Genomic DNA, 17,241 nt, shown 5'->3' with positions numbered 1-17,241 from the left:
GATTAGTTCTCCCCTTCGGTTGTCTGCATCAATAAATGTTCTATCGCACGACGGGCAGCTTCCTGTTCGGCTTCTTTCTTGGACTTACCAATTCCTTTTCCAAGTGGTTGTTCATTCAGATTAACTACTGTAACAAACTTTTTCGCATGTGCAGGACCTTTTTCTTCAACGACTTCATACTGAAGGGGTCCGTTATTTTTTTGTTGCACCAATTCTTGCAGGCGACTCTTATAATCTGTCACATGCGAAAAAGCTCCGATACTAATTTTCGGAAAAACGATTCGCTTTAGAAACTCTTCAACGACTTCCATGCCTTGATCCAAGTAAAGCGCACCGATATACGCTTCAAATACATCTGCTAATAACGCAGGGCGCATTCTCCCACCAGTTAGTTCTTCACCCTTACCAAGAAGAATATAGTCTCCAAAGTTCAATTCATTTGAAAACTTAACAAGTGATGGCTCACAAACAATCGCTGCACGAAGTTTCGTCAGTTCCCCTTCGCTTTTTGCCGGTTCTGTTCGGAATAAAAATTTAGATACCCCAAGTTCTAATACAGCATCTCCAAGGAATTCCAATCGTTCATTATCGGAAAATTTCTTGCGACGATGTTCATTGACATAGGATGAATGGGTAAATGCATTATACAATAGATTCTCATCCTGAAATTGAACACCTAGTTTCTGCTGGAGTGTACTAAATTTCTCGCGTACAGCTTGTGGCAATGTAGGGTGTGATACGTTTTCTTTCAAAGTTCTCTTATTTTTCATAAACTACTCTGCCTCTCATCTATTAATAGTCTGTACACACTTAGAAAGCGAAAAGAGACGCTTTCCTCTTTTCAGATGAAAGGAAGAAAGTGTCTCACAAAAAAGGTCATTCGCCTACTTTTGCTGTAATGTACGTTACTGCATCTCCGACAGTTGCAATTTTCTCTGCATCATCATCAGAAATTTCCGTTTCAAACTCATCTTCAAATTCCATAACAAGTTCTACTACATCTAGTGAATCAGCTCCAAGATCCTCACGGAAAGAAGCTTCAGGTTTTACTTCGCTTTCATCGACACCTAGACGGTCGACAACTACTTTTGTTACGCGCTCAAGTACTGTTGACAACATAGTCACCTCCTCTCAAGGCCAAAGTCGGCTCATTAGCTACTATTGAATTATAGAGGTTAGCCCCCTCGTTACGCAACCATAAATAGCGCTTTCAGAGAAGTAGTTCTTTTACATCACCATGCCGCCATCTACATTGATAGTCTGACCCGTAATATATTTTGCTTCGTCGGATAGTAAGAATGCCACAACGCTCGCTACATCTTCCGCACTTCCAAGCTTACCTAAAGGGATCGTTGACAATAATTGCTCTTTCATATCATCGCCCAACTCATCTGTCATATCCGTTGTGATGAATCCTGGAGCAACAGCATTTACTAAAATATTACGTGCCGCCAATTCTTTTGCAGTTGTTTTCGTCAATCCAATAACTCCTGCTTTTGCTGCCACGTAATTTGCTTGCCCTGCATTTCCTACAACTCCTACAACAGAAGCCAGATTGACGATTCTCCCTGCACGCTGACGCATCATTTGGCGCGTAACAGCCTTAGTGCATAGGAAAACACCCTTTAAATTAATGGACAATACATCATCCCACTCGTCTTCTTTCATGCGCATCAATAAATTATCTCGCGTGATGCCAGCGTTATTGACGAGGAGATCAATGCTACCGAATTGTTTAATCGTCTCATCCATCATAGCTTTCACTTGATCAGCATTGGAGACATTTGCTTGAAATACGAGCGCTTCTCCGCCCGCAGAGCGAATTTCGGCTGCTACAGTCTCTGCTCGATCTTGGCTACCGCTATAGTTGACGACTACTTTAGCACCTTCAGACGCTAAGCGTAAAGCGACAGTGCGCCCAATCCCTCTAGATGCTCCTGTGACTACTGCTGTTTTCCCATCGAATCTTCCCATCATGACCATCCTTTCGCCTCTTCAAGCAACTTTTCAAGCGTTTCTTCATCATATACTGGGTATACTTTTGCTGTACGGTCTATTTTACGGATTAATCCACTCAATACTTTTCCAGGTCCACACTCTATGAAACGGGTAACACCCAGTTCAAGTAATTTTTCAACAGACTCTTCCCAGCGTACCGGGGAATACAATTGTTCAACTAGTAATTTTTTTATTTCGTCCTGCTTCGTTACTTGATCTGCCGTAACGTTTGCGATGATAGGAATTTCAGCATCCTTCATTTCAATACCTTCAAGCGTCTTTTGTAACTCTCCAGCCGCTGGTTGCATTAGAACTGAGTGGAAAGGTCCGCTTACATTCAATGGCAATGCACGTTTCGCACCCGCTTCTTTCAAGGCTGTACACGCCTTATCCACACCCTCTTTTGCACCGGAAATAACAATTTGGCCGGGGCAATTTAAGTTGGCTGGTTGTACAGGATGTCCGGACTCTGTGATGTTCGCTGTAATTGACTCCAAAACATCACGATCCATTCCAAGTATGGCCGCCATGGCACCTTTACCTACAGGTACAGCTTCATTCATATACAGACCTCTTTTATGAACAGCAACTACTGCATCCTCAAATGAAAGAACGTTGGATTCAACAAGAGCCGTATACTCACCCAGACTGTGTCCTGCTGTATAATCTGGTATAATGCCTTCTTCTTCCAAACGCGCAGCGATCATTGCACCTACCGTGAGTAGAGCCGGTTGAGCATTATAAGTCAACGTCAATTCATCTTGAGGGCCTTCTAGCATCAATGCACTCAGTTCAAATCCAAGAGCTTCGTCAGCGTTTCGCATGAATTCCTTACACGCTTCGTTCTTCTCTGTGAATACTTTCCCCATCCCTACAGCTTGTGAGCCTTGTCCCGGAAAAACAAATGCGAGTTTACTCAAGATTCCTCTTCCTCTCCGATTGTTTTTTTCATTGTTTCGCATACTTCGTATTGTACCATGGTTCTCGCTTGGCGAACTGCATTAAAAAATGCATTGGCATTCGACGAACCATGCGCTTTGATGACAGGATGGTTCAAACCAAATAAACCTGCTCCACCATACTCCGAGTAATCCATCTTATTTTTTAAAACCTTTAGATCATCTTTCACTAATCCAGCCGCAAGCTTAGTTTTTAACGAAGACATGAACACTTCTTTGATCATGGAAAACACATTCATTGCAGTACCTTCAATAGTTTTCAACACCATATTACCCGTAAAGCCATCTGTGACCACAACATCTGCCACGCCATTCAATAAATCACGCGACTCCACATTGCCGATAAAGTTTATGGGTGCAGCTTGTAACTCTTCATAGGCATATTTTGTAAGCTCATTCCCTTTTCCAGCTTCTGTTCCGATATTTAATAATCCTACACGCGGCTTATCAATTCCGCGCACTTTCTCCGCGTAGATACTACCCATGACGGCAAACTGCGCCAACTGCGAAGGTTTACTATCTGAATTCGCTCCAGCATCCAACAACACGAAGCCGCTGCCGTCAATCGTCGGTAAAGTCGGTGCTAGTGCTGGTCTTTGAATCCCTTCCAAGCGACCTACGATAAAGAGTCCCGCCGACATGAGAGCACCTGTATTACCGGCTGACACACATGCCTGCGCTTCTCCATCTTTTACGGCTTGCGCCATACGGACCATGGAAGCATCTTTTTTCTTTCGAATTGCACGCACAGGCTCATCATCAGGTTCAATGACTTCGGAGCAGTGTACTACTTGAAGGCGTGGATGTGTTTCGAGAAATGGTGCCATTTTTTGCTCATCACCAAATATATGTATCCTAATGTCATCAAATGCATGAAGACTCTGTAATACACCCTTCACAATCTCCCCGGGTGCATTGTCTCCACCCATTGCGTCTACTGCAATAATCATATGTAATTACCCGCCTTTTTTTGTTGTACGATACATCTGAAACTCTCCCGAGAAAACAGGCTCACTTTCTACTGTCGACAGGACGTCGACGACCGTACTTTTATTTTTCAAGGTTTCCTTGCGCACAGTAGCACGGCACACTACGCGATCACCGGCTCTAACTGGCTTTTGGAAGTGCAGTGAGGAACGAACCGTCAATGCCAAGTCATCATCCAAGACTGCTACAGCTAATGAATTCGCCTGTGCAAATAAATGATGACCTCTGGCAATACCATTTCGTTTAAACACATGCACTTCTTTTACATCAAAAATTGAAATGGCTTTATTATCCAATTCCGCATCAATAATTTCTCCAAAAATTTCTTCAGCTTGCATGGACTTCACTGTACCTAACATTTGTTGCGACGCTACGGATTTCAATCGCTCTCGCAATTCCGGAATACGACATTCTAGCCGATCCAGCCGCACGGTTTGGATGCTCACAGAAAAATGCCTGGCAATGTCTTCATCTGTCAGGAATGGATCTTCTTCAAGCAGCGTTACGAGTAATTGTTGCCTCTCCTGTTTAGGAACTCTCAATTACTACACCCCTTTAGATTAGCACTTGGTATTAATACTAAGTATATAAAGAGGTAAATGAGATTGCAAGAGGTTATCGAATATACTACGTTCACATCTATCAGTCTATCCGCTTATCAGTGAGTGCACCCGATTGCTCAAGACGTCCGCGTAACGTTGCGTACTCGTCATTTGTCCAAAACGCATCCGAATTCAACAAGCGTTCCGCATCATCACGCGCTATTGAGAGTGCCTTGAAATCATGGACCAAGTCAGCCATTTTAAACTCTGGCATTCCACTCTGTTTCTTGCCAAAAATATCTCCTGCCCCGCGTAGCTCCAAATCTTTTTCAGCTAAAATAAATCCGTCGTTCGTTTCCGTCATCGATTGCATGCGCATCTTTCCTTCTTCTGTTGACGGATTAGCGAGCAATACGCAATACGACTGATCTGATCCTCGCCCTACACGTCCCCTTAATTGGTGTAACTGAGCCAGACCGAATCTTGTTGCATCATAAATCAGCATGAAAGTTGCGTTCGGCACATTGACACCTACCTCTACTACTGTCGTGGAAACAAGGATATTTAACTGTCCTTCACTGAATTCCCTCATGACCTGATCCTTTTCGGCTGGAGGTAATCGACCGTGCATCAAACCCACATTATAGCGTCCACCAAAATAATTACTCAATTCGGCATGTACTTCGACTGCGTTTTGGACATCCAATTTATCAGATTCCTCGATCAAAGGACAAATGACATACGCCTGCCTTCCTGCACGTAACTCTTTCTCCATTTTCTGTAACACAGGTAGTAAGGAGTCTTCTTTCAACCAATGTGTTTCGATTTCTTTTCGTCCTGCCGGTAGTTCATCTAAGATCGAAACGTCCATTTCACCAAATACCGTAATCGCTAATGTTCTCGGAATAGGAGTCGCTGTCATGAATAGTACATCGGGGTTTAAGCCCTTATCTCGCAAAACACGACGTTGTTGCACTCCGAAACGGTGTTGTTCATCCGTCACAACAAAGCCTAGTTTATGAAACTGCACTTCAGGTTGGATGAGTGCATGCGTTCCGATTAGCAAGTCAATATCCCCGGCTTCCAAGCGTTCCAACAACTCTTTTCTTGCTTTCGCTTTTGTAGATCCAGCAAGAAAAGCAACAGTCACACCGAATGGTTCGAACCAGTTGGCTAATAATTCAGCGTGTTGTTCAGCCAATATTTCCGTCGGTGCCATCAATGCGCCCTGGAATCCTGCAGTAACCGCTGCATATAGCGCTATGGCTGCGACAGCTGTCTTACCTGACCCCACATCCCCTTGCAGTAAACGATTCATACGGAGTGGTGATTTCAGCTCTGCACATAATTCATTCACCACACGTTTTTGCGCATTTGTTAATTCGAATGGCAATGTACTAATGAACTTCTTCAATAAATTCAAATCATATTGAATGACGAGTCCTTTTTCCTGTTCTTTGCGCAACTTTTTCATTCCTTGGATTTTCAATTGAAACAGCAATAATTCTTCATAAACAAAACGTCTCCGGGCATGCTTAACGTCTTCAGCTTTAGTTGGGAAGTGGACCATCTCCAATGCTTCAGCTATAGAAGGTAGCTTGTATACATCCAGCATCTCACGCGGTAGTGTCTCTTCTATATCTTTGGCAGTTAAGTCTATGACTGTACGCATATAACGACGAAACGTTTTTTGATGCATAATTCCCTTCAAACTATAAACCGGCTCAAAATCAGTCTGCTCACCGGCATGTAAACGATTCACCGTAATCGTCTGACGACCACGGTCCCATGCACCGGTAACATTTATTTGCATTCCTGTGGGCAGACGATCTTTTAAATAATGTTGATTAAAAAAAACAGCTTTCACCAAATGATGGCCGACCAATAAACGGACTTGCATTCTGGAGCGATTTTTCCCGGAATAAAATACTGTCGGTTCGGACTCTACCCGACCTTCCACTGTGACACGCTCGCCATGCGGTGTTTCAGTCAAATCTGTCATACGAAAATCTTCATGGCGATATGGGAAAGTATATAACAAATCTTCAATCGTCAGAATTCCCAGCTTTCCGAATTGTTCAGTTGTCGTTTTGCCTATTCCTTTTACTGTACCTACACTGTTTTTAAAGATGTTCTCCACGTGAAAATTACCTCCTTTCCATACCTTGTTGGAAAACGAATGTTCCTCTTTTTTAGTTTACCATGAAAAGACAGGATAATAAAAACGTTGCCCCCACTTACAGGACAACGTAATGTATTTATTCAACAGAGATAATATATGGATAGAGCGGCTGTTTTCCAGCGTACACTTCTATATCCACATGCTCGAATTGTTCTTCGATATAGCTACTGATCATTTCTGCTTCTTCATGTGTCACATCTTCACCATAAATAATCGTGACAATCTCATCTTCTTCATCGATCATGGAAGAAATGAGGTTCTTCGTTACATCCTCTAAAGAAGAATTAGAGCTAGTGATTTTCCCTTGTGCGATTCCCATGAAGTCATCTTTATGAATCGTTACACCATCAATCGATGTGTCACGAACAGCATAAGTGACCTGACCAGTTTTAATAGTAGAAGCCGCTTGTAACATTGCTTTCGCGTTCTTCTCGACTGTCGCTTCGGGGTTAAATGCCAAAATAGCCGCTAAACCTTCCGGAACGGATTTCGTTGCCACAACTGCCGCTTCAATTTCCAACACTTCAGCCGCTTGCTCAGCCGCCATAATGATGTTTTTATTATTTGGCAAGATCAATACGCGTTCCGCACCGATTTCCTGAATCGCTTTGACGATATCTTCCGTAGATGGATTCATCGTCTGACCGCCTTCAATCACGGCAGATGCCCCGATACTTTTCAGTAGTTCTGCGATACCTTCACCCATCGAAACCGTTACAATTGCGTATTTATGCTGAACCGGCTTTGCTGTGGACGCTTCATCCCGATTCATAATATCACTGTGTTGCTCACGCATATTATCGATCTTCATCTTCGTCAATGAACCATATTTCTGTCCATAAGATAAAGCATCTCCAGGTTCTTCAGTGTGAATATGTACTTTTACTACTTCATCATCTGAAATGACGAGCAGTGAGTCACCTAGTTCGCTTAAGTCTTGACGGAATGTTGCCTCGTCAAATGGTTTGTCAAGCAACTTACCCGAATCCAATTTGACCATGAATTCCGTACAGTAGCCGAACTCGATGTCTTCTGAGTTCATGAAGCCTTGTATACTGCGGTGATGCTCATTCATCACTAGGTCATCCATTGAGTGCATAACCACCTTCTCAGGTAAGTCCTCACCTTTTAGGCATGCCAAAAATCCTTCATATACATATACGAGACCTTGTCCACCACTGTCTACTACTCCTACTTCTTTTAGAACCGGCAATAGATCAGGCGTCCGTTTCAGCGATTCCTTGGCCTCTTCTACAATAATTTCTAGTAACGCTGTTAAATCCGCTGTTTCTTCTATATGCTCAACAGCTGCATTGGCTGCATCCTTAGCGACTGTCAAAATGGTTCCTTCTACAGGTTTCATAACAGCTTTATAAGCTGTATCTACACCATATTTAAGTGCTTCCGCAAATTGTTTTACATTTACTTCTGCTTCATTCTCAATTTGCTTGCTGAATCCTCTAAATAGCTGGGATAAAATCACTCCAGAATTCCCACGGGCACCCATTAGCAATCCTTTTGAAAATGCCTGTGCCGTCAAGCCAATATGTTGTTGCGCATTTCTTTCTGTTTCTTTCGCACCGGATGTCATGGATAAATTCATATTCGTTCCCGTATCACCATCTGGCACCGGGAATACATTTAAAGAATCCACATAATCTGCATTTTGATGAAGATGATGCGCACCCATTTCTACCATCTTCGCAAATTGCAATCCATTGATTGAAGTCATTGACTTAAAGGCCTCCTTTTACACGTTCGTTACACGAACTCCCTGAACAAAAATATTTATTGAACTTACTGATAAACCTAACGTGGTTTTCACTATATATTGCACTTTTGATTGTACTTGATAGGCCACTTCAGTAATTTTCGTGCCATAGCTCATGATGACGTAGATATCGATATGGAATGCATCTCCCTCGTTACGAACAATTACGCCACGAGAATAGTTTTCTTTGCGAAGAATTTCTGTAAGCCCATCGCGAATTTGGTGCTGAGAAGCCATCCCCACAATTCCATAACACTCGACCGCAGCCTCTCCGACCACTTGCGCAATTACATCATTTGTAATATCTATCGTACCATGCTCATTTCTCAGTTCGATTGACATTCCTCTTCTCCTCCCATCTCTAGACACATCATACGTACATTATACGGGAATTCATCAGGAATGAAAGTATTGAAACCGTTAAAATATAGTGTAAAGGAAAAAACCTTGAAAGTATCAAAAAAAATTGTTGCATCGATACGAAGCTTATGATAAAGTACTATGGTATGCGAATTGTAACGTGAATCGCTAAATAAATTCACGAGGAGGAACTAAAATGGCTAAACAATGTGTTATTACTGGACGTAAAGCTCGTTCTGGAAACACTCGTTCACACGCTTTGAACTCTAGCAAGCGCACTTGGGGCGCTAACCTTCAAAAAGTTAGAATCCTAATCGATGGCAAACCTAAACGCGTTTGGGTATCTGCAAGAGCTTTGAAATCAGGCAAAGTACAACGAGTATAATAATCTAAAGCTGAAAGCGCCTGGGTAGCCTCGACAGATGTTGGAGGAATTACCATCAAGGCGCTTTTTTGCTTCCCTAAAAAAGAAAAAACACAAAGCACCTTCTTAGGCGCTTTGTGATTTTTCTTTTTTGCGTTTTTTTGTCTTGGTGGCTTTTGGATTGGCAGCAACGGTTGTTTTTGTACGGCTGTCCTTTTGGAAAGCTACTGCGCACTTTCTTACAATGTTACTGACAAACTTCGGAAGCGTGAATGTGTATACTCGCAAATCCCCCAACTCCTTTCAGGAATCTGAACTCCTTACCATTAAGCATATGCCTTCACGGAAAGAGATAGTACAAACATCCGCCACTGTTTCATTACTTGTAAAACGTGTTACCCCCATTTCTAATCGTTCATTCACCGTTTCATATTTGAATCCTGTCAACGTCAACCCTGTCACGACGGGGCCAAACGAGAAAAAGGAAGTGTATGGATAGCGCGTGTCTTTCTTTACACGTCTCACGCCAGGAAGCATGACACGGATATCATTCGTAGTATTGTGTATCTTGAATTTCACTTTACGATTTTCCGCTTGCATGCGATACAATAAATGCAAAGCAGACTGTAAGTGATCCAAGCGACCACCCGTCACACCGGTCAAAATAATATAATCAGGTTCATATGCAAGCGCTCGCTGTACAGCCAGTTCTGTGTCTGTCTCATCTTTGTCTTCATTCGCACGATGGACAATTTCTACGTTCGAGTTGATTTGTTTTAACTGTTCTTCCGTCACAGAATCGAAGTCGCCAACTGCTTCATTGGGCTGAATGCCTTTTTCCAATAAATACAAAGCACCGCGATCTACACCGATGTACACAGTATCTTCTTGAACGTATTCAGCTAAGTCAACCACTTCCTCTATAGGGCCTGCTGCACACACGATAGCATATTTCATTTCACCATCACACTCTCACCTGCTGATTTAATAGCTTGGAGTGCTTTTGCCCGGTCTTCTTTCCCATAGATTGCTGAACCTGCAACAAAAATAGTCGCACCCGCTTCCACACAAGGTTTGATTGTTTCTTCGTTGATACCCCCATCAATCTCGATTTCAATAGAAAGATTTCGTTCTTTGATAATATCGGAGAGTTGCTTCACTTTTGGTAAGACGGAATGAATAAACGACTGTCCACCAAAACCTGGATTGACTGTCATGAACAATACCATATCAATATCTTCAAGGACATGCATGATTTGCTCAACCGGTGTATGAGGATTCAATACTACACCTGGTTTCGCACCTGTCGATTTAATTAATTGGAGTGTTCTATGCAAGTGTGGACATGCTTCTACGTGTACAGTAATATAATCTGCACCCGCCGCCGCAAAGTCCTCGATATAAGCATCTGGATTTTCAATCATCAAATGGACATCTAGCGGTAACTCCGTCAATGGTCGCAACGCTTCGACGACAATGGGACCCATCGTGATATTCGGTACGAAATGTCCGTCCATTACATCGATGTGAATTAATTCAGCTCCTGCTTTTTCTACTTCTTTCACTTCTTCACCAAGTCTAGCAAAGTCTGCGGCTAAAATAGATGGTGCAATTTTTATCATAATCAATACCTCGGCTTTCTATCCGTAATTTCTTGCAAGAACAGTAAGTAATTTTCGTAGCGACCTTCCAAAATGATTCCTTTTTCTACTTGTGCTTTAACTGCACAACCCGGTTCTTTGACATGAAGACATCCTCTAAATTTACAACCTTCACCCGCTTCTGAGATCTCCACAAAATAATCCCGCAGTTCTTCTTTTTCGATATGTTCAAAATCGAGAGAGCTAAACCCAGGTGTATCGGCTACCAAGCCATCCGCCACTTCCAATAACTCTACATGGCGTGTAGTGTGTTTCCCCCGTCCAAGCGCGTCGGAGATCACACCGGTTTTTAGTTGCAATTCAGGTAATAACGTATTTAATAACGTGGATTTGCCCACTCCGGACTGACCTGCTAGTACAGTAGTTTTACCACTAAAATACGGGCGCAGTGTTTCGAGTAATGAATGCTTGTTCTCGACATTACGCAAAACGGTATAACCGATATGTTGATAATACGCGAGATTTTTTTCATTTTCTTCTAGTGTATTAGGGTTGGCGATATCTTCTTTAGAAATATACAAAATTGGTTCTAATTGATGTGATTCAATGACTGTCAAGAAACGATCGAGTAAACGAAGACTCATATTGGGTTCCACGACCGAAAAGACCAGTAATACTTGATCTACATTGGCAATGGGCGGTCTGACTAACTCGCTTTTCCTCTCATGGACATCTGTAATCGTCGCATCATTGGCTCCGTCAGGTACATACGTAACGAAGTCTCCTACCAAGGGATTAATTTTCTTTAATCGAAAAACGCCCCGGCTTTTACATTGAATTAAATTCCCATTCTGTTCTACATAATAAAAGCCACTGATTGCTTTACGAATTTGGCCTTCAGCCATCGAACTCCTCCTCTATTCTAAATCTGTATAGTTGAATTTATCTTCTTCAATCACCGTTTGATCACGCATGATTTTATATCCTCCGCGCTCGCCTTCAAGAAGTTCGATCGTAATCTTACGTGTCGTATCTTCTGTAATCTCAAATTCCTCGACAGGATCATTCATCGTGTGTGTGCGATCCTGTATATAAATCTGGACTTTCTGAGGAATCGGCTCCAATTGAGGTTTCGGTTCTGTTTCTGAATCTATTTCATCTCCATCATCTTCATCCGTTGATTCTTCAGGATAGTCATACGGGATCATCACGGTCTTCACCAACAATTTAATCGGCTTGGATGCAGGCCCTTTCGAAACTACGACATCCACCCGTTCCCCTTTCTCCATTTTTTCCCCTTTGGAAGGTTTCTGAGAAACGACATATCCTTTATCCACTTTATCTGAATGTTCCTCACTGACGATGTGAATTTTCAGGCCGGATTTCTTCGCATACTCTTCTAGTTGTTTTGCAGACATACCCGATAAATCATCAAGAGATTGCAACTCTTTGCCTTTACTTACAGTGAAGATTAACTCTGTTTCCTCAGGGATAACAGACTGATCCGCTTCAGGTTGCTGGCTAAGAATCGTTCCTTTTGGCTCATCCGAATAGACTTCAACTGATTCAATAGGTAAAAATCCGTAGCCATCTAAAAAGCGTTTAGTCGCTTCAAAGTTACGGCCCGTATAATCACTAAGTACCATAGGATCTTTCCCGGCGCTAATAAATAATTTCACACCGTCTCCTTCTTTACGTTTCTTTCCCGCTTGAGGTACTGTTTTAATAACTTGTCCTGCTGTGTACTCGTCGGACGTCTCTTCAAAACGCTCATCTATAACAAAGCCCTCTTTTTCGAGTATCTCTGTCGCAACAAGCTCTTCTTCCCCTACTACTTCAGGTACGATAATCTCTTTTGGTTTCATCATCATAACCAAAAAGAATGCCAGTATCGCAAGTAGCAGAATACTACTTACTAATACATACGGCCATTTCTTCTTTTTCTTTTTCACAGGTGCTACTAATTCGGGTTTTACAGGATCTATTTTCATTGTGTCTTCCACAACAGCGGATTTCGCAACGTCTTTAATAACAGGAATAGCCATTGTCTTATCATCATCAAACGGCAAGGCGAATTTTCTTTCATTTAATCGTTCTGGAGATAAAACAGTTAGTAAATCATCATACATGTCATCTGCAGTCGTGTAGCGATAGAATGAATCTTTAGCTGTTGCCTTTAAAATGACGTTTTCTACACTTTGAGGTATTTCAGGATACTGTTCACGGACGGATGGTGTTTCTTCTTGCAAGTGCTTTAATGCAATCGCTACCGCTGTCTCCGCTGAAAACGGCAATTCCCCTGTCAGTAATTCATAAAATACAATACCGAGTGAATAGATATCTGATCGTTTCGTAGCCATACCGCCTCTGGCTTGTTCAGGAGACAGATAATGGACAGTTCCAATAACAGAGTTTGTCTTCGTATGTGCCGTTGAATTTAAAGCCATGGCAATTCCAAAGTCTGTTATTTTTACGTCATCTTCACCGTTCATCAAAATATTTTGAGGTTTAATATCTCGATGAACAATACCGTTATGATGAGCGTGTGATATGGCAGATACAAGCTGCTTCATAATAGATACAGCATGGTCCGCCGATAATGCGCCGTGGGTATGGATATAGTCTTTTAGTGTTTTGCCGGCTATGTATTCCATCACTAAGTAATGGAGTTCGTCTTCTTGACCGACATCGAAAATATTTACAATATTGGGATGTGTCAGGCTCGTAGCAGAAAGTGCTTCGCGCTGAAACCGTTTTTTCAATTCATCTTCGTTGGAAAAATCATAATGCAATACCTTGATTGCTACATCGCGGTCGAGAATGATATCATGCGCCATGTAAACTCTGGACATACCTCCGTCACCGATCACCCGAATAATTTCGTATCGCTTACCGATTCGTTTTCCAATCATACCGGAGTCACCTCAATTTCAGGTATAGCCAGCAATATTACTGTAATATTGTCTTCCCCACCACGCTGGTTCGCCAAGGCAATGAACTCATCTGCTTTGTCTGCTAAAGAACTTTGCTTTGACATAATATCGAGCATAGTTTCCTTTTCGACTTTATTGCTTAAACCATCTGTACAAAGTAATACATACGACTGTGACAATAATGAAAATGAGTAGCGATCAGGTACAATAGATTTCTCTGAACCGACCGCTTTCATAATCCAATTCCGTTGCGGATGGACTTCGGCTTCTTGTTCCGTAATTTCTCCGCTATCAATCAACACATTAACAAAAGAATGGTCCTTTGTTATTTGGCGAATCGCTTTGCCTGTCACTTGATAAATTCGGCTGTCGCCCACATGAAAAACTACACAGTGATCATCCAATATTAGTGCAAGGTCTAGCGTAGTACCCATGCCTTTATACGTGGCATCTGCTTGGGCAGTTGTATACAATAACTGGTTAATATCGACCACCGCATCATACAACAAGTCAATCCAATCCTGCTTTGTTACGACTTCTTCGTCGGCGGACATGAATCGCTCGCCTATCATACGCACCGCTGTGGAACTGGCATAATCTCCGCCTTTATGACCGCCCATTCCATCAGCAATAACTGCAAGTACCGTCTGCATTTCAGGATGAACGAATACGGCGGCTTCATCTTCATTGACAGTTCGCTTTCGTCCTGTGTCTGACCGTATTTCATATTCCATAGGCTACCCTCCATTCCAATTGGTCAGGTTAGTGAATTCTTTGTAACGTCGCTACAAAGAAACCGTCAGTTTGATGGTCGTGTGGTAATATTTGTAAGTATTGAGAATCATTGTCATCTTCCTGAATATGGTGCGGGACGAGTGCAAAGTCAGGTTGCTCTCTCAAGAACCATTCCACTATCTCTTCATTTTCTGACTTATCAATCGTGCATGTACTATATACTAAAAGTCCGTCTTTTTTGACCAACTGACAGGCAACTTCAAGTAGTTCTTTTTGAATGACTGTCAGATTTTCAATATCTTGTAAAGTTTTTTTATATTTAATTTCAGGCTTTCTGCGAATAACCCCTAGCCCGCTACACGGCGCATCTACTAACACCCTGTCGAAAGATTGAGGTTCATATGTTTTCAATAACTCTCGGCTATCCCCACTATTTGTATGAATGGAAGTCAACCCGAGACGCTCTGCATTTTGTTCAATTAATCGTAATTTATGGGGGTGCAGATCATGTGCTTGAATTTCGCCATCGTTTTTCATACGTTCTGCAATATGTGTGGTCTTGCCGCCGGGAGCCGCACACATATCTAGTACACGCATACCTGGCTCCACTTGTAATGCGATAGCCGGAAGCATAGAACTCTCGTCTTGAATTGTCAGCAAACCTTGTTTAAACACTTCTGTGGAAGCGAGATTACCTGACTCTACTTGGATACTGCTGTCAGAAAGAGTGCCAGCTATTGCAGTAATCCCTTCTTTTTTCAGCAAGCCGATTACTTCACCTATATTGGTTTTCGTTCTATTGATTCGAGCAGTCGTGATGGGTGGCTGATTATTGACAACTGCCGCAGCGGTTGCTTCTTCCATGCCGTATTGCTCAATCCATCTTCGGATCAACCATTCAGGGTGACTTGTCTCTATAGACAAACGAGTAACAGGGTCATCTATTTCATCTAAAGAAGGTACGCCTTCACGCAAAATCGAGCGCAATATACCATTGACCATGGATGAAACACCTTTGTGTCCACGCTTATTCGCAATTTTCACTGCTTCATTGACAACGGCGTGCTCAGGAATTTTAGATAAGTAAATGATTTGATAAACGGACAGACGAAGTAGCTGTCGTACCCATGGTTGTAGTTTCCCTCTAACAAATGGTGCTAAATAATAATCCAGTGTCATTTGTTGTTGTAATGTACCGTAAGTTAGTTCCGTCAATAACGCACGGTCTTTTGGTTGAAGTTTATAAATTTCAATCGTTTTATGAAGCAATAAATTACTATACGCTTGCTCTTCTTCAATTTGCATCAACATGGATAATGCCGCGTCACGTACATTACCGCGCCAAATTTTCTTTTTATAATTTGTCATTCAAACGTGTCTCCCACTTGCCATTTGGATCCGATTCCATTTAAGAATACGGTAGCTGTCATTCGTTTTTTTCCTGCTGGTTGTAAATCGGTAATTGCTAATGCTCCTTCACCTGTCTGCACAATAATACGGTCCTTTTCCAAACCGATAATTTCTCCAGGTGGTGCATCTGAAACTTGTTCTTCCAACTGGGTCCACCAAATTTTCACTTGATCACCAGCAAACTTTGTATAGGCGACAGGCCAAGGGTGTAACCCCCGTACTTGGTTATAGATGGATCTAGCTGAGTTTGTCCAATCAATTCGTTCCTGTTCTCTCGAGATGTTTCTAGCAAACGTTACTTGCGTCTCATCCTGTACTATACGCTCATTCGTGCCTTCAATGATCGATGGTAATGTTTCTTTTAATAATGTTGTTCCTGCTACAGATAGTTTTGCAAACATCGTTCCCGTATCATCTGTTTCATCAATTGGAGTGGTAACTTGTGAAATGATATCACCTGCATCCAGTTTCTCCGCCATGTACATGATCGTGACACCCGTTTCCTTTTGGCCATCGATAACAGCCTGATGAATCGGTGCGCCTCCACGATAGTTAGGTAATAAAGAAGCATGAACATTTATACAGCCGAGTTTAGGCGCCACGAGAAGATCATTCGGAAGCAATTGACCGAATGCAGCGGTTACTATTAAATCAGGTTGCAGTTCGAGGATTTCCTGTAACTCTGCAGAGCCTTTTAGCTTCTCAGGTTGAATGATAGGAAGTCCTAAACGCACCGCTTCTTCCTTTACAGGAGGTGGAGTCAATACGCGCTTACGGCCAACTGGACGATCCGGTTGTGTCACGACGGCAAGAATCTCATATCCCTCATTGTATAGCATCTTCAAAACACCTACAGAAAATTCAGGCGTCCCCATAAAAATGATTTTTGTCATTCGTCATCCTCCTCTTCGTCTTCGAATTCAGATGGATCAACGACACGTTGAATCTTCTTATCAAATAGAACGCCGTTCAAATGATCGATCTCATGTAAGATTGCACGCGCTTCATAGCCTTCTGCTTCTAATTCATATAACTTACCACTACGTTCTTGTGCTTCAATCCTTACATGGAAAGGACGCTCTACTTCTCCGAACAATCCAGGGAAACTTAAGCATCCTTCTACTTCTACTTCAGATCCTCCAGTTGCCGTGACGACAGGATTGATCATTTCAATAATATCTTGTCCTTCATCGAAGTCTACTATTGCCACACGAATCGATTTACCAACTTGTGGAGCAGCTATACCCACGCCGTCATGTTCAATCATCGTTTCATGCATATTATCTAGTAAGATACCCAATTCATCATCAAATACAGTCACTTCCTCACATGGAGTCGTGAGAATAGATGATGGGTGCTTAATGATAGTTAATATAGTCAAAATAATTTCCTCATTTCT

General features: G+C 42.2%; 19 protein-coding genes. 1 reads left to right on the top strand and 18 read right to left on the bottom strand.

The window, feature by feature from the left end:
* Nucleotides 1–2: 2 nt before the first annotated feature.
* The 9 genes from rnc to CSV67_RS07010 all read right to left on the bottom strand — a co-directional run bounded on the left by rnc (nt 3) and on the right by CSV67_RS07010 (nt 8,781).
* On the bottom strand, nt 3–770 hold the full coding sequence (rnc, locus tag CSV67_RS07050) for a ribonuclease III (RefSeq protein ID WP_099630891.1): 768 nt from the start codon (nt 768–770) through the stop codon (nt 3–5).
* Between the two features lie 106 nt (nt 771–876).
* Nucleotides 877–1,116, bottom strand: a complete 240-nt coding sequence (locus tag CSV67_RS07045; protein ID WP_085133672.1) for an acyl carrier protein — start codon at nt 1,114–1,116, stop codon at nt 877–879.
* Nucleotides 1,117–1,227: 111 nt separating this feature from the next.
* Nucleotides 1,228–1,974, bottom strand: coding sequence for a 3-oxoacyl-[acyl-carrier-protein] reductase (gene fabG, locus CSV67_RS07040; protein WP_099631028.1), 747 nt, complete (start codon nt 1,972–1,974; stop codon nt 1,228–1,230).
* Complete coding sequence (fabD, locus tag CSV67_RS07035; protein WP_099630890.1) at nt 1,974–2,918, bottom strand: ACP S-malonyltransferase; 945 nt, start codon at nt 2,916–2,918, stop codon at nt 1,974–1,976. Before fabD ends, fabG begins: the two co-directional genes overlap by 1 nt.
* Nucleotides 2,915–3,907, bottom strand: coding sequence for a phosphate acyltransferase PlsX (plsX, locus tag CSV67_RS07030; RefSeq protein WP_099630889.1), 993 nt, complete (start codon nt 3,905–3,907; stop codon nt 2,915–2,917). Before plsX ends, fabD begins: the two co-directional genes overlap by 4 nt.
* A 6-nt stretch (nt 3,908–3,913) precedes the next feature.
* Entirely contained in the window at nt 3,914–4,486 is a 573-nt protein-coding gene (gene fapR, locus CSV67_RS07025; protein WP_099630888.1) for a transcription factor FapR, read from the bottom strand.
* Nucleotides 4,487–4,586: 100 nt separating this feature from the next.
* Nucleotides 4,587–6,626: an ATP-dependent DNA helicase RecG gene (recG, locus tag CSV67_RS07020; RefSeq protein WP_099630887.1), complete on the bottom strand. Its 2,040-nt coding sequence runs from the start codon at nt 6,624–6,626 to the stop codon at nt 4,587–4,589.
* Between the two features lie 118 nt (nt 6,627–6,744).
* Nucleotides 6,745–8,400 (bottom strand): DAK2 domain-containing protein, encoded by a 1,656-nt coding sequence (locus tag CSV67_RS07015; RefSeq protein ID WP_099630886.1) that lies wholly within the window; start codon nt 8,398–8,400, stop codon nt 6,745–6,747.
* 18 nt (nt 8,401–8,418) lie between these two features.
* On the bottom strand, nt 8,419–8,781 hold the full coding sequence (locus CSV67_RS07010) for an Asp23/Gls24 family envelope stress response protein (protein WP_099630885.1): 363 nt from the start codon (nt 8,779–8,781) through the stop codon (nt 8,419–8,421).
* A 214-nt stretch (nt 8,782–8,995) separates the two neighbouring features.
* Here CSV67_RS07010 and rpmB point away from each other — a divergent pair, with 214 nt between their 5' ends.
* The gene (rpmB, locus tag CSV67_RS07005; protein ID WP_029052334.1) at nt 8,996–9,184 is read left to right on the top strand and encodes a 50S ribosomal protein L28; all 189 of its coding nucleotides are present in this window, start codon (nt 8,996–8,998) and stop codon (nt 9,182–9,184) included.
* A 105-nt stretch (nt 9,185–9,289) separates the two neighbouring features.
* Here the strand turns inward: rpmB and spoVM are convergent, their stop codons facing one another.
* From spoVM to def, 9 genes are read right to left on the bottom strand one after another with little or no spacing between them, the layout of a single operon-like run.
* Entirely contained in the window at nt 9,290–9,451 is a 162-nt protein-coding gene (gene spoVM / locus CSV67_RS07000) for a stage V sporulation protein SpoVM (RefSeq protein ID WP_099630884.1), read from the bottom strand.
* A gap of 15 nt (nt 9,452–9,466) precedes the next feature.
* On the bottom strand, nt 9,467–10,120 hold the full coding sequence (locus tag CSV67_RS06995; protein WP_099630883.1) for a thiamine diphosphokinase: 654 nt from the start codon (nt 10,118–10,120) through the stop codon (nt 9,467–9,469).
* Complete coding sequence (rpe, locus tag CSV67_RS06990; RefSeq protein ID WP_099631027.1) at nt 10,117–10,785, bottom strand: ribulose-phosphate 3-epimerase; 669 nt, start codon at nt 10,783–10,785, stop codon at nt 10,117–10,119. The genes CSV67_RS06995 and rpe overlap by 4 nt, the downstream gene beginning before the upstream one ends.
* A gap of 2 nt (nt 10,786–10,787) precedes the next feature.
* Complete coding sequence (gene rsgA / locus CSV67_RS06985) at nt 10,788–11,669, bottom strand: ribosome small subunit-dependent GTPase A (RefSeq protein WP_099630882.1); 882 nt, start codon at nt 11,667–11,669, stop codon at nt 10,788–10,790.
* Between the two features lie 12 nt (nt 11,670–11,681).
* The gene (gene pknB, locus CSV67_RS06980) at nt 11,682–13,676 is read right to left on the bottom strand and encodes a Stk1 family PASTA domain-containing Ser/Thr kinase (RefSeq protein WP_099630881.1); all 1,995 of its coding nucleotides are present in this window, start codon (nt 13,674–13,676) and stop codon (nt 11,682–11,684) included.
* Nucleotides 13,673–14,431, bottom strand: coding sequence for a Stp1/IreP family PP2C-type Ser/Thr phosphatase (locus CSV67_RS06975; protein WP_099630880.1), 759 nt, complete (start codon nt 14,429–14,431; stop codon nt 13,673–13,675). Before CSV67_RS06975 ends, pknB begins: the two co-directional genes overlap by 4 nt.
* Before the next feature lie 28 nt (nt 14,432–14,459).
* The gene (rsmB, locus tag CSV67_RS06970; RefSeq protein ID WP_099630879.1) at nt 14,460–15,800 is read right to left on the bottom strand and encodes a 16S rRNA (cytosine(967)-C(5))-methyltransferase RsmB; all 1,341 of its coding nucleotides are present in this window, start codon (nt 15,798–15,800) and stop codon (nt 14,460–14,462) included.
* Nucleotides 15,797–16,735 carry a methionyl-tRNA formyltransferase gene (fmt, locus tag CSV67_RS06965; RefSeq protein WP_099630878.1) on the bottom strand — a complete coding sequence of 313 codons (939 nt, stop codon included), beginning with the start codon at nt 16,733–16,735 and terminating at the stop codon, nt 15,797–15,799. Before fmt ends, rsmB begins: the two co-directional genes overlap by 4 nt.
* Nucleotides 16,732–17,223, bottom strand: coding sequence for a peptide deformylase (gene def / locus CSV67_RS06960; RefSeq protein ID WP_099630877.1), 492 nt, complete (start codon nt 17,221–17,223; stop codon nt 16,732–16,734). Before def ends, fmt begins: the two co-directional genes overlap by 4 nt.
* Nucleotides 17,224–17,241: the final 18 nt, after the last annotated feature.

Source organism: Sporosarcina sp. P2 (assembly GCF_002743255.1).
Lineage (GTDB): Bacteria > Bacillota > Bacilli > Bacillales_A > Planococcaceae > Sporosarcina.
Note: the sequence above shows the minus strand (reverse complement) of the source record. Positions and strands in the feature narration are given on the sequence as shown.

What these genes read in the sequence shown, in the direction of transcription:
- fabG (WP_099631028.1), bottom strand. Translation starts at nt 1,974, where the DNA reads ATGGGAAGATTCGATGGGAAAACAGCAGTAGTCACAGGAGCATCTAGA.
- rpe (WP_099631027.1), bottom strand. Translation starts at nt 10,785, where the DNA reads ATGATAAAAATTGCACCATCTATTTTAGCCGCAGACTTTGCTAGACTT.
- CSV67_RS07015 (WP_099630886.1), bottom strand. Translation starts at nt 8,400, where the DNA reads ATGACTTCAATCAATGGATTGCAATTTGCGAAGATGGTAGAAATGGGT.
- CSV67_RS06995 (WP_099630883.1), bottom strand. Translation starts at nt 10,120, where the DNA reads ATGAAATATGCTATCGTGTGTGCAGCAGGCCCTATAGAGGAAGTGGTT.
- pknB (WP_099630881.1), bottom strand. Translation starts at nt 13,676, where the DNA reads ATGATTGGAAAACGAATCGGTAAGCGATACGAAATTATTCGGGTGATC.
- fmt (WP_099630878.1), bottom strand. Translation starts at nt 16,735, where the DNA reads ATGACAAAAATCATTTTTATGGGGACGCCTGAATTTTCTGTAGGTGTT.
- plsX (WP_099630889.1), bottom strand. Translation starts at nt 3,907, where the DNA reads ATGATTATTGCAGTAGACGCAATGGGTGGAGACAATGCACCCGGGGAG.
- rnc (WP_099630891.1), bottom strand. Translation starts at nt 770, where the DNA reads ATGAAAAATAAGAGAACTTTGAAAGAAAACGTATCACACCCTACATTG.
- rsmB (WP_099630879.1), bottom strand. Translation starts at nt 15,800, where the DNA reads ATGACAAATTATAAAAAGAAAATTTGGCGCGGTAATGTACGTGACGCG.
- CSV67_RS07010 (WP_099630885.1), bottom strand. Translation starts at nt 8,781, where the DNA reads ATGTCAATCGAACTGAGAAATGAGCATGGTACGATAGATATTACAAAT.
- rsgA (WP_099630882.1), bottom strand. Translation starts at nt 11,669, where the DNA reads ATGGCTGAAGGCCAAATTCGTAAAGCAATCAGTGGCTTTTATTATGTA.
- CSV67_RS06975 (WP_099630880.1), bottom strand. Translation starts at nt 14,431, where the DNA reads ATGGAATATGAAATACGGTCAGACACAGGACGAAAGCGAACTGTCAAT.
- rpmB (WP_029052334.1), top strand. Translation starts at nt 8,996, where the DNA reads ATGGCTAAACAATGTGTTATTACTGGACGTAAAGCTCGTTCTGGAAAC.